This window comes from Fictibacillus sp. FJAT-27399, assembly GCF_001510655.1.
GTDB classification, from domain to species: Bacteria; Bacillota; Bacilli; order Bacillales; family Fictibacillaceae; genus Fictibacillus_C; species Fictibacillus_C marinisediminis.
Window position 1 is genome coordinate 888938 of the sequence record NZ_LMVC01000001.1, and the last position, 12657, is coordinate 901594.

Here is a 12657-nt window from a genome sequence, read left to right on the forward strand (position 1 = left end):
AAAAATTACTTGTGCCTTACATTAGCTTGCAAAAATCATCCAATGATAAACTTATATTGGGTGAGTTAATTGTTTGTATCTCCAATGTTACTGCAACGAATGGAAGAACCATTCAATCATGACGATTTTATAAGTGAGCTTAAACTCGACGGAATCCGTTTAATCTATTCCCATATGGATTCTGTCAAACTATATACAAGGCATAAGAACGAGGTTACGAAAAAGTTCCCTGAATTAATGGACTTGGGCATCCCTAAAGGCACGGTCCTAGATGGAGAACTAATCTTAACCGATCAAAATGGCCATCCTGATTTTGAGGCCATCATGAGCCGTTTTCAGATTGCGAGCCAGGACAGAATTCATCGCTTCTCCCGCAGTTGTCCTGTTCATTTCTGTGCCTTTGATATTCTGTATCATGAAGGTGAATCTGTGATGAACCTTCCCTTGTTAGAAAGGAAAAAGTTATTGGATTCCGTGGTTAGCGAAAGTGAGTGTCTAACGCAAATCCGTTGGCTGAACGGCAAAGGAATTGAGTTGTTTTCACTTTGCCAGGACAATGGGCTAGAAGGAATTGTCTTAAAGAAGGCAAGTTCCAAATATCAAAGCGATTACCGCTCTCCAGCATGGATAAAAGTCATCAATTATCAATATGAAGACGTATTTATCATGGGTCATCGTAGGAAGGAGTTTGGATGGATTCTTGGTAAGGGTATAGAAGTTAAGATGAATATGATGGGGGTTACCGAATTTGTGCCACCTATGGCTCGAATGAAATTTAATCAAATGATTGATGGTTTGGTTGCGAATGAAACAGAAGATGTTGTCTATCTGAAACCAACGGTACGATGTACTGTAAAGTACAGGAACTACACTAAAGCGGGTTTGTTAAGAATGCCTGTTTTTGTGAAGTTTGCGAACTAGAAGTTTAAAGGACGGTGCATCTAAGTGGGTGCTCTGTTTATTTTAGATATTGAATATTTATTAAATACTGGAAGGAGAAAAACTAATGGAAAAGCAGCAGCAACAAGAGATTACGGAGTATATCATCCGCCACAGAGAAGAGTTTCAAAATAAGCTGTTATCCGAGGCTGTGGAAGTCGCAGGTAAAATACATGATATTTTACAGTCAGGAAATATTGATCTTTTGAAAAACGCTGAGAAGATGGTAAAGTATGTGGTAAAAGGGAAAGAGACCGAACTTATTTCTTTTGCTGAGCAAGAGGGAGTGGCCTGGGCAGAGCATTCTTTAACCCTTACTCTTAAGCTGGAGTGGGTACATGCGATTAGAAGGACGATATGGCACTATCTGTTTGAATATGATCAACAGAACACACATGGACTCAGCATTTCAGAATATAGAGATTCGTTTTTTAAGATGGAGATGCGGATCAATGACGGCCTCGATAAATTTCTTAATAGTTTTTTCCTAAGCTATTCGGCTTATAAAGATGAATTAATCAACGCTCAGCGAAAAATGGTTGAACATTTATCGGTTCCTATTATACCGATCAGTCCTCAAATAGCGGTTCTTCCTCTAATCGGCGTGATTGATGTGTACCGTATCGATACCATTGAAGAAAAAGTATTAACGGATATTTCGAAGATGAAAGTACGGACGTTAATTTTGGATCTATCAGGCATTACAGATATGGATATTGAGGTAATCCACCATTTTCAAAGAATGATGAGTGGCGTTTCCTTGATGGGATGTGAGGCGGTCATTACGGGTCTGCGTGCAGAACTCGTCAGGAAAATGATTCATTTGGATGTTTCTTTTGATGAGTATGCATCAACTAAAGGTACGCTTCAGCAAACATTAACCGATTATTTTCAGGAACTGTGACCAACTTTATTTATTACTTTCTTTTTTGGGGGGAAGGAATTATCCTTCCTTTCATTATGAAAGTATCTAAGGGATATGATATCGATAGGGAATGGTTTGATTTCGGTGGGGACACTGGTATTAGAAATCCCTCTCTTTTTTTACGCTGTTTTAGCATTGTAGCCTTCTAAATCTTATTCAACTAACTGGCAAGATAGATGAAGAAGCAATGCCTTTCTTTGGACCTTGTTTGTGAAACTGTCTATCAGTTCGACTTAAACGATATAATCTATTTAAGATAAGTTCGTCAAAATATTGACGAACTTTTTTAATGTTAAATGAGTCACTGTGAATCAATTTTCAAACTTGTCTGGACTTCTGAAAATATAAAATGTGTAACAGTTGAAGCAAATGGATTTACAGTCTCAATGAATTCTTCTGCTTTAGAAAAATTTTCAAATTGCATTTTAAGCATATAGCAAGCATTACCCGCTATTCGGTAACAAAAATCAACATTAGGAAGACTTTCTATGCAGTTCTTAAATCGTTTATAGTCCCCATTTTTTACTGTTGCCTCTATTATACATTGAATAGGTAGTCCTAATTTTTCATAGTCAATTTCTAAAGTATACTTTTTTATTATTCCGAATAACTCCATTCGTCTTACTCGTTCAGTTACGGATGGAGAGGATAAATTAATTTTACTCCCGAACAACAAGTGGAATATTCCTTTGAATAAAAACACACATAAAAAACAGCAGCGTATCGCTGCTGTTTTTTAACAAATTAGATGGCGTTTGAAAAGCGAGTTGAACATGATGATACAGCCATCTTTTTTCTTAGTTCCCGAACATTAACCCTTCACTATTCCTCTTCATTTCCTCCGTAAATAATATGACCGTTTGAATCATAAACTGTTGACTTAACTGGCAATTTAATTTTATCTTTCGATGTAACATACCAAAACCACAATGGAGCCGTACCTGGTCCTCCGTTCATACCAGCCAAGTCGTCCCGAATGAAAAATTTATTGGGCTGTATATTGTCTTGACTATTTATAATGATGGTCTTTGCCTTGTCTCTGGCAAACCCGTATAGAATAGAGAAATCCTTTTGGATATCATTTCCAACTCTCGAGGTTATGGGTCCGTTTTCTTCTTTTTCCTCTCTGAATTCTTGGAAATCCAATCCTGGAATCATTTTTACCATTTCGGTATGGTCTTTGCTGATAAGAACAGGAAGGATTCCGAATTCAGTCTCTACAAAGGCCAAATTTGAATTCATATCAATCAAACGAATTTGTTTGCATTCCATATGTTTTGCTGATACTTTTGAACAGATTATATCTTCCAAGGATGCATTACCAGGACTAGGTGCATGACTAGGTACAGAGCTAGGACGTGATGAAAAAAAATAAAAGACCACAATTAACCCTAAACAAAGCAAAGCTGCTAAAATTTTTTTACTAATCTAAATCGCCCCCCAAAATTTTATATTATTCAGACAATTAAATTATAAACCTCCTGTTTGTAGAAGGTTATCAATTAATGGAAAGTAATAAAAAAGAAGCTAGTGCTGGATTGGTTGAGCTAATTGGTGAAAGTCCTGTACCAGATAAGGGGAGAGAGTACGGTGTAATGGTTTATTACTACAACGCTAAAAAAAGGAGAAGATTGTTAAGTGCTGCACCTCGGCGAAAACATGATCACATACATATTGTAATATTTTCACATTTATCTAGAGAAATTCTTGCAAGCAACCAGTTTGATTTAGGAAACTCTAAGGATCCCCAACCAGATATAAAAATTCATTCAAAAGAAGAAATAACGAGGCTAATTAATCTTATTAAACAACATTGGCAAAAATTCAAATAGGCTGCTTGCTTTAGGATCGTTTATATCTTAATTATTAGAAATTACCTTATTCAACTTACGGGGCAGATAAGAAGTTTTTTTGCAATTGTGTTGAATAAGTTAATATATGTAAATTGTTTTTACAAAGGGGTGCTTTTCTTCAAGGCTGGAGGTGGCACTTTTTCTTAAACTAACGTAAAACAGTTTAGTGGTATAAACAGATAAAGTATAGGGGTTGAAGATGATGGAAAAAGAGCTATACAAAGCAATTGAATTACGGAAAGGTGGAAACCATAAAGAATCCAACAAATTACTTATGAAACTGGTACAGGAGTTTCCTGATGATGCATCGATAAACTATCAATGTGCATGGAGTTTTGATTTATTAGGGGAAGAATCGAAAGCAGTCCCCTTTTACGAAAATGCAATTAAATTAGGGTTGTCTTCAAAGGACCTGGAGGGAGCCTTATTGGGATTAGGGAGTACATATAGAACATTAGGAGAATATGAAAAGTCCAAAAGTACATTTCTAAAGGGAATTGAATCATTTCCAAACAATAAAGCAATTCAAATCTTCTATTCGATGACCTTATATAATTTGAACGAACATAGTAAAGCGATGGAGTTATTATTAAAATGCTTAACAGATACAACAACAGACGATGAAATTTTAGGTTATAAAAAAGCAATTGATTTCTACTCGAATAAATTAGATGAAATTTGGGAGTAGTTTGTGAAAAGATGTACTTAAAGTAACGGGTGTATTAATTGAACAAGTGTGTTGTAGCTCACACCAGCGTTTAAATTTTAAAGTCTCGTCATAAATTTATGACAAGACTTTTAACGTCTTTGTGAAACTAATTGTGGTGCTAATTAGGCTGCTGTTTTGGGTTTCGCACTCCAAAACGGATCCCGTTACTTATATTTCTTATGACTTTACAGTCGAATTTCTTTTCGCTAGCAATATAAGAAACCGAATCATTTCAATCCAAACCAGAAAGGGACTGTAATGAAAAAGAGGCAAAGATAAATAATACCTAATTTTGTGTTTTTTTAGTTAACATAATATATATTCTAGGAAGCTATGCAGAATAGAACAAAATCTGTATCAATCGTTAAGTTTACTACTGAAATTGAGACGAAAATAAAAAATGATACAAAAATGCTCTCAAAATTTTTTCGGATTGTTTTATTTACTTTTCAATTGAACCAGCTGCAGTTGTTCATATAGAGATCGACTTAGTGCTCTAACTGCTTCTGGGTGCAAAAAAGCTTCTGGCTCATCTATCAGTAATAACTTATTGTCACTTTCACCCATGAGCTGCTTTTTCATAGCAGCAAAAAGACGGAGAAAAATCCGTCTTTTTGTGTTCAATTCTATTTTTGGTACATCCTTCAATCCGTTCCATTATTCCACTATCTTTAATGTTATAATTGCTAAATATTAATCTACATGCAAATTTTAAGGAAGTGATGACGGATGGAACGTTGGAAAAGAAATATGTGGGTTTTATGGATCGGAGTTTTTTTCACTTCGGCCAGTTATTCTATGGTTATCCCCTTTTTGCCTCTGTTTCTTCTTCAGATTGGTGTGCACCATCACACCGAGATCTGGGCGGGAGTATTATTTAGTGCAGCATTTTTGGCAGGTGCCATCTCCTCACCTTATTGGGGCCTTTTAGCGGACAAATATGGAAGAAAGCCTATGATCATTAGAGCTGGTTTTTCTCTTTTTGTCATTTATACACTTACCGCCTTTGTGAACAATCCTTATGAATTGCTGCTTCTGCGAATCATGCAAGGGCTTTTAACAGGATTCATCCCGGGAGCCATCGCTCTAATTGGTACGAATACACCAAAGAAGAATGTAGGATACGCCCTGGCAATGATATCGACAGCAACGGCTTCAGGCGGGATCATCGGACCTCTCCTCGGGGGCGGTATATCCACATTAGTCGGAAACAGATGGTCGTTTGCCAGCGGAGGATTATTGGTACTATTTTCTACGATTCTCGTAATCTTTATGGTAACAGAGGATAATTTCACCCCCAGTACAACGAGAGGTTCGGTCATTAATGATATCAAAACAGCGGGAGCTAACCGCCCATTTATGATTGTCTTATTATTAACGATGGTGACCGTCTGTTCGCTTATGACCATTGAGCCTGTCTTACCTTTATACATAAAAAAATTAGGAGGCTCTGTCCAAAATATTTCATTCCTGGCAGGCGTGATCTTTTCTTTACCTGGAATTGCAAGTATTTTATTCGGAGCGTTTTGGGGTAAAGTTGCAGATAAAATCGGGTTTCGCACGGTTTTAATTATTGGATTATGCGGGGGCGGACTTGGTACTTTAGCACAAATTTTATTTCACGGGATCTGGGGATTCTCCATCGTACGTTTTATGTTCGGCATCTTTTTCTGCGCAGTTTTTCCTGCATTAAATGGTCTGGTTGTAAAACTAACACCCGATGATTTTAGAGGCAGGGCCTTTGGACTGAATCAAACCGCGAATCAAATCGGAGGAATGCTTGGTCCTGTCCTGGGCGGTTTTATTGGTGGAATTTTCACAATTCACATCGTATTTCTAGTAACAGGAATCTTTCTCTTGATTGCTATGGGAATCGCATGGACGTCAAATTGGGAGAATACAAGCCCAAAAAGACAAGGAAAATTCAGAAGTACCTCTACCTCAGTATAGCCCCTTATCAGTACATATTTTGCAATATCATTCAAACACCCCTGTCGAATTTCGATATTCGACAGGGGTGTTTATGTCTGAGAATTGTCCTGGAGTAAAGGAAAGCTATAGGACGGTTTAATACCCTCTTTTAAAATCAACCTTATTATGTAGCACCCTGTTTTCTTCAATCATTTTTAGTGTTTCTACAAAACAGGCTGCACCCTCCTCAGGTGTGGTAACTGCTGAGATATGGGGAGTGATATGAACATCGGGATGATTCCAAAATGGGTGGTCGTCTGGCGGCGGCTCATGGTTAAATACATCGAGCACAGCAAATCTGACTTGACCTGAATCTAGAGCATGAATCATCGCATCATTATCAACCGATGCACCTCTTCCTACATTTATAAAACCCGCATCAGTTAAATGATGAAAGAACTGCCCATCAAAGAAATTGGCTGTTTGTTCGGTCAACGGTAAAGTATTAAGGATGTAGTCCATTTCAGCTAACTGTGAAAAATGGGCATCTACAGTCATAACCTCTTTAAAATATTCTTTTTTCTTCCCGCTTAAAGAGACCCCATAGACTTCCATCCCAAATCCTGAGAAAATCTTTGCAGCCGTTTGGCCGATCTCACCGGTTCCATAAACCATGGTTTTTTGTTTATTTAATAATTTTGGTGAAATGGGATGCCATTTTTTTTGGTGTCTTAATTCTTGAAATTGGTCATGTAACTGTACATCCTTAAGTATGTAGCTCAAGCAATACTCGGCAATTCTTTGTCCAAAGGAACAAATTGTTCTGGTTAATAAGACATCTTCGTTCCACTGTTTTTTGTATAAAAAACAGTCAACACCCGCTCCAAGGGAGTGTACCCATTTTACTGAACTATAGTCAAAATCGGACTTCAAATTAAAGGAAGCATAAGCATCAGCCCACGCAAGATCCTCCTGCGTCATCTGTTCTTCAGGCAGAAAACGGAAATCTTTTTGTAAATCTTCCTTTTCTATAATAGTCTTAAGTTCTTCGTACATGGAGCTTACGACTAGTAATTTATTTATATTAATTTTTCTCACCCCTTTTTCATAAACAATAATTGGATGACTTCATTATAATCCAGAATGTCAAAACAGGAGTGTTTATCTCTTTCCATTTTAATTTATAGAACGATTTCCATATCCATTAGCGCTGAACTCAAACTTTTCCCATGGCGATCTAATGAAAGGGAACGAGTCACACCCCCTCCTAATGCGTTATCCATAACAAAGTTTAAAGCACCGATCTTAGGGAGTTCATATCGAATAACGTCTCCCTTTACAATTTCCTGAAAAAATTCTTTTACCCGCTCTGCGGTTATAGATTTTTTCACCTTCTCATAATCACCCATTTCATAAACGATGACAGAAACATTCGAGATATTTCCTTTATCTCCAGTTCTTGAATGGGCGATTTCCTTTAGTTTCAAAATTTACACCTCCTCGTATTCCACGTCAATTTGGATATCACTTTCAGGGATGAGTATTGAGGCAATGGAAACAATGTCCTGAATGTTTACCCGTACACCCCCGCCTCCTGCAGGTCCATTCGTATAGAGGGCTTCTACTTCTTGTCCTATTGCCAGAGCATCCTTCTCTTCGCTGCTCCTAGCCGCTATTCGTAAACGAACCTCTGAAGGTGTAATGTTCTCACTTGATAAGCTTGATATTGACTCTCCATATAATGAGGACACTCCTATAAAATCAATGGTTAAATCCTGTATCTTAATATCCCTGTGATCGATTCTTTTCCTAATGATTTCCTCAGACAGTTTAGCTCTATTTAAGCAACCTGAACCGCCATAGCTGATTTCCGCTTCCACAATGAATCCATCTTTATACCCAACGCTTGTTTTATAAAAACCGCTTTTTTTCTTTCCTGACGCTCCTTTCACAAACACATGATCAGAAGACGTCTCCTCCACTTCAATTTGAGAAAAATCCGCGATCACATCAGGGGTTAAATACCTCGCGGGATCATGAATTTCATATACCAATTGTTCTTTTACCGTACTCGTCGATACAACCCCGCCTGCTTCATCAAGCTTAGTTAAAGTAATATCTCCATCCTCATTAATTTCAGCGATTGGAAACCCGACATTCCATAGGTCTTCTACTTCTTTATAGCCTGGATCAGCAAAGTAGCCTCCTGTGACCTGGGCGCCGCATTCCAGTAAATGGCCTGCAGCGGTTGCTTTTCCCAGTCGTTCGTAATCCGTCATCTCCCAGCCGAATTCATACATTAACGGACCGACCGTCAGAGAAGGGTCAGAGACTCGGCCCGTTATCACGATATCAGCATCTTCTTTTAAAGCCCTAACGATTCCCTCCATGCCGATATAAGCGTTCGCCGAAATAATGGGTGTTTGAATTTCTTTCAGCTTCTCCCCGGTTTCCATAACGGGTAAGTCTAAATACTGCTCGATGTTCGAATACACGTCATCTCCTGTAACAGCAGCAATTTTCAGGTTGCGGATTCCTTGTTCCTGTGCCATTGCTTTGACCGCTTTCGCTGCTGATAATGGATTGGCAGCTCCCATATTCGTAATCACTTTAATATGGCTTCCAGCACACAAGGGCAATATTTTATCCATTCGGTACTCCAGTAATCGGTTGTAACCCTTATCTGAATCCTTCAATTTTTCTTGTTGAGCTAAGGCAATGGTTCGTTCAGCCAAACATTCAAAAATGATATAATCCAAATGCCCTTTTTTCATCAATTCAACGGCAGGCTCAATCCGGTCGCCTGCATAGCCTGCACCTGCACCAATCCTTATCGTCCTCACACTTTAATCTCCCATCCGTTATCCTTTAAGAAGAATGAACCCCTGCTGATTGCAATATTCTTCTGGCCCGATCTACAATCGGCAGATCAACCATTTTCCCGTCCAGCTGCAAAACACCCGAGCCGTTTACTAATGAACGTTCAAAGGCTTTTACTAGTCGTTCCGCTTCTTCTATCTCTTCTTTTGTCGGAGCAAAGACTTGGCTAACAAGCTCAATCTGGTCAGGATGAATAATCAGTTTTCCATGAAAGCCCAGTTGCTTGATCAACGTAGTTTCTTTTAATAAACCATCGCAATCCTTTATGTCCACGTACACCGTGTCAATTGGGCCATCAATGCCTGCTGCCTTCGATGCAATCACGAGGTGCGACCGTGCATAGAGCAATTCCATTCCGCTTTTCGTCAGATCCGCCCGGATGTCCAAAGCAAAATCCATGGAACCAAATGCCATACGTATTACACGGGGGCTTGCAGACGCGATTTCAAAAGCGTGATGGACCCCTAGAGCTGATTCGATAATGGGAACGATTTTAATTTGATATGAATCCATGTTTCTTTTCGTTTCTAATTCGCTGATTATGCGATCAAGAAAAACGATTTGTTCGCTGGTTTCGGCCTTCGGCAAGACAATCCCTGATACACCAGCCCTCAGTACATTCGTCAGATCCTCATAAAAGTAAGGAGAATGATAGCTATTGATCCTTACAAAATTCACTTTGTTTGCATGAAGATCAATCGCTTTTCTCACTCTTGTTCTGGCCATTTCTTTTTCATCTGGAGAAACAGCATCCTCCAGATCATAGATCAGCACATCTGCACTTAAGCTGCCTGCCTTTTGTAATTTCTTTTCATCAGACCCAGGTACAAACATCCATGTACGATATTCATTCAAGCACATCACCCCCTTTTAAACTCTCACAAAACTCCCGTTGTCCGATATTTATCAATTGTTGATGCATCAATGCCGAACTCTTTTAAAATTGACTCTGTATGTTCCCCTACTGCCGGGATCGGATTCATTGCCGGTTCCAAATCTTCAAACGTTACCGGCGGAATTAAAACTTTCAACATTCCCGCCGGTGATTGGACGTCTCTCCAGCGATTTCTGATTTTCAACTGTGGATGATTAACAAATTCCTGAACCGTATTCAAATGAGCGTTAGCAATTTCAGCCTTTTCCAGCCTGCTGATAATTGCTTCTGCACTCAGGTTTTGGAATACAGCATCAATGATTTCTTTCAGCTGACTGCTATTGGCCAGTCTCCTGGCATTGCTGTTAAAGCTGGTATCCGCCTTTAATGCAGGGTCTTCTAAGACAATCTCACAGAAATTCGCCCATTCTCGTTCATTTTGTATCCCCATGAAAACCAGTTTTTGATCTCCTGCTAGAAAAGGTCCATAAGGATAAATCGTGGCATGGCTTGCTCCAGTTCGTTTCGGTTCAGATCCTCCATACTCAGAATAGTAGAGGGGATAACCCATCCATTCTCCAAGAGCCTCAAGCATAGAAACTTCTAACACTTGCCCCTTTCCTGTTTTAAAACGGGAAATCAAGGCGGTTAAAATACCAGAGTACGCATACATCCCGGCGGCTATATCAGCAATGGATATTCCTGCTTTGGATGGTGTCTCTTCTGTACCGGTAATCGAAACCACCCCTGTCTCACATTGGATCAGAAGGTCATACGCTTTTTTATCTTTATAGGGTCCATACGATCCATACCCCGAAATTCCACAGATGATAAGCTGCGGATACTTTTCTTTTAAAACATCGGAACAAAATCCAAGCCGATCAACAGCCCCAGGTTTTAGATTCTGAATAAAAACATCCGCCTCCGATAGAATTTTATCCAATATGAATTTACCATCTGGATGTTGCAAATCAAGCGTTATTGACTCTTTTGAACGATTGAGCCAGACAAAGTGGCTGGACATGCCCTTGGCGGCTGAATCATATTGTCGGGCAAAATCCCCGGTGCCCGGCCTCTCTACTTTTATGACGCGTGCCCCTAAATCCGCTAATTGTCTGGAAGCAAAAGGTGCCGCTACTGCCTGCTCCAGCGTAACAACTGTTATCCCATCTAACGGCAGCATTCAAATCCTCCTTTCTATTCATAAATCGAAACCTCGCCCCACTCTGATAGCTAGAGTGGGGCGTAAGGAAATTCAGAAAGAAATAGCACCCGTTATAAGCGCAATAACCGTCATAACGATGGTCGTTCCAAATGCCCAGAAGAAAACACTCTTCTGAAGGTCACCCAGATCCACCTTACATAAACCAAGAAGAACAAAGACAGATGGATTTAATGGGCTTAACGGAAACCCTGTTGTAGCGTTTCCTAGTAATGCGGCACGGCCAATGTCCAAAGGATCAATACCGAACGAGGCTGCTGATTCGCTCAGAATCGGAAGCACTCCATAATAAAAGGCATCGGGAGAAAATACTAAACTCAACGGCATACTGATGACGGCTATTAAAGTCGGAAGGTGCGGCCCCATCCAATCCGGTATGATGGAGACCATTGACACCGCCATGGCATCCAGCATTTTTGTGCCTGAAAGGACGCCAGTGAAAATACCTGCGGCAAAAATGGTAAAGCACACTAAGACCATGCTTTTTGCATGTGCAGCGATTTGGTCATTCTGTTTCTTTACATCTGGAAAGTTCACGATTAAAGCAAGGGCAAATGCAAGGATAAATAAGACAGGTACTGGCATTAATTCCATGATTAAAACCGTTATAAGAACCACCGTTAGAATAAGATTGAACCAGAACATTTTTGGGAGTCCAGTTGCTGGCATATCCAAAGCAGCTGCCGTCTCCTCTTCAGCATTTTTCCCATGATGTTTTGTCCATTGAACAACCCCTAGACGTTTTCTCTCTTTCTTGCCAAGGACATAAGAAACAAACACAATCCAGGCCATACCTGCAAGCATGGAAGGAATAATCGGATTAAATAGTTGTGAAGAAGAGGCATTTAGTGAAACCATGGCTCTTGCAAGCGGTCCGCCCCAAGGAATAATGTTCATGACTCCCGCTCCAAGAGCTACGGTACTTGCCAGGATAAGAGGATTCATGCCCAGCCTTTTATAAACAGGGAGCAATGCTGTGATTGTAATCATAAATGTCGCAGAACCATCTCCGTCCAAAGCAACGATTAATGTAATAACAGCAGTAGCCATCACGATTTTAAGCGGATCGCCCTTAGCAAATCGAATCAATCGGGAGATCATCGGGTCAAACAATCCTCGATCAATCATTAATCCAAAATAAAGGATAGAAAACCCGATCATGATGCCCGTCGGTGTTACTTTCTGGACGCCCTCAAGCATCATCGCTCCCATTTCAAGCCTAAAGCCGCCAATCAGACCAAATACAATCGGTACGAGTGCAAAAGCAATAAGTACTGAAACCCGTTTCGTCATGACCAAATAAAGAAAAGTAGCAATCATTAAAAATCCTAAAATAGCCATTCC

General features: G+C 39.6%; 13 protein-coding genes and 1 pseudogene. 5 read left to right on the forward strand and 9 right to left on the reverse strand.

Going from position 1 to position 12657, the window contains the following annotated elements; genetic code table 11:
- Positions 1–69 precede the first annotated feature (69 nt).
- Entirely contained in the window at positions 70–921 is an 852-nt protein-coding gene (locus AR335_RS04485) for an RNA ligase family protein (protein ID WP_062232318.1), read from the forward strand.
- An 85-nt stretch (positions 922–1006) separates the two neighbouring features.
- A complete protein-coding gene (locus tag AR335_RS04490; protein WP_062232320.1) occupies positions 1007–1843 on the forward strand; it encodes an STAS domain-containing protein in 837 nt (278 codons plus the stop codon).
- Between the two features lie 322 nt (positions 1844–2165).
- Here AR335_RS04490 and AR335_RS04495 read toward each other — a convergent pair.
- Positions 2166–2531: pseudogene (locus tag AR335_RS04495) on the reverse strand (Lrp/AsnC family transcriptional regulator); the annotation flags it as partial.
- 155 nt (positions 2532–2686) lie between these two features.
- Positions 2687–3175, reverse strand: a complete 489-nt coding sequence (locus AR335_RS04500) for a hypothetical protein (protein WP_062232323.1) — start codon at positions 3173–3175, stop codon at positions 2687–2689.
- 194 nt (positions 3176–3369) lie between these two features.
- Here AR335_RS04500 and AR335_RS04505 point away from each other — a divergent pair, with 194 nt between their 5' ends.
- The gene (locus AR335_RS04505; RefSeq protein WP_062232324.1) at positions 3370–3696 is read left to right on the forward strand and encodes a hypothetical protein; all 327 of its coding nucleotides are present in this window, start codon (positions 3370–3372) and stop codon (positions 3694–3696) included.
- A 223-nt stretch (positions 3697–3919) separates the two neighbouring features.
- Positions 3920–4405: a tetratricopeptide repeat protein gene (locus tag AR335_RS04510; RefSeq protein WP_062232326.1), complete on the forward strand. Its 486-nt coding sequence runs from the start codon at positions 3920–3922 to the stop codon at positions 4403–4405.
- Between the two features lie 459 nt (positions 4406–4864).
- On the opposite strand, the gene AR335_RS23610 is transcribed toward AR335_RS04510, so the two are convergent.
- Entirely contained in the window at positions 4865–5074 is a 210-nt protein-coding gene (locus AR335_RS23610; RefSeq protein WP_062232328.1) for an AAA family ATPase, read from the reverse strand.
- Between the two features lie 81 nt (positions 5075–5155).
- Between AR335_RS23610 and AR335_RS04520 the strand changes: the two genes are divergently transcribed.
- Positions 5156–6376 (forward strand): MFS transporter, encoded by a 1221-nt coding sequence (locus AR335_RS04520; protein ID WP_062232330.1) that lies wholly within the window; start codon positions 5156–5158, stop codon positions 6374–6376.
- A gap of 117 nt (positions 6377–6493) precedes the next feature.
- On the opposite strand, the gene AR335_RS04525 is transcribed toward AR335_RS04520, so the two are convergent.
- The 6 genes from AR335_RS04525 to AR335_RS04550 form a co-directional block, all read right to left on the reverse strand.
- Positions 6494–7393 (reverse strand): D-2-hydroxyacid dehydrogenase, encoded by a 900-nt coding sequence (locus AR335_RS04525; protein WP_234293184.1) that lies wholly within the window; start codon positions 7391–7393, stop codon positions 6494–6496.
- 125 nt (positions 7394–7518) lie between these two features.
- Positions 7519–7824, reverse strand: coding sequence for an AtuA-related protein (locus AR335_RS04530; protein ID WP_062232332.1), 306 nt, complete (start codon positions 7822–7824; stop codon positions 7519–7521).
- 3 nt (positions 7825–7827) lie between these two features.
- Positions 7828–9180 carry an acyclic terpene utilization AtuA family protein gene (locus AR335_RS04535; RefSeq protein ID WP_062232335.1) on the reverse strand — a complete coding sequence of 451 codons (1353 nt, stop codon included), beginning with the start codon at positions 9178–9180 and terminating at the stop codon, positions 7828–7830.
- Positions 9181–9205: 25 nt separating this feature from the next.
- The gene (locus AR335_RS04540; RefSeq protein WP_199805047.1) at positions 9206–10072 is read right to left on the reverse strand and encodes an HpcH/HpaI aldolase/citrate lyase family protein; all 867 of its coding nucleotides are present in this window, start codon (positions 10070–10072) and stop codon (positions 9206–9208) included.
- Between the two features lie 23 nt (positions 10073–10095).
- A complete protein-coding gene (locus AR335_RS04545; RefSeq protein ID WP_062232338.1) occupies positions 10096–11274 on the reverse strand; it encodes a CaiB/BaiF CoA transferase family protein in 1179 nt (392 codons plus the stop codon).
- A 72-nt stretch (positions 11275–11346) separates the two neighbouring features.
- Entirely contained in the window at positions 11347–12654 is a 1308-nt protein-coding gene (locus tag AR335_RS04550; protein WP_062232339.1) for a CitMHS family transporter, read from the reverse strand.
- Positions 12655–12657 lie beyond the last annotated feature (3 nt).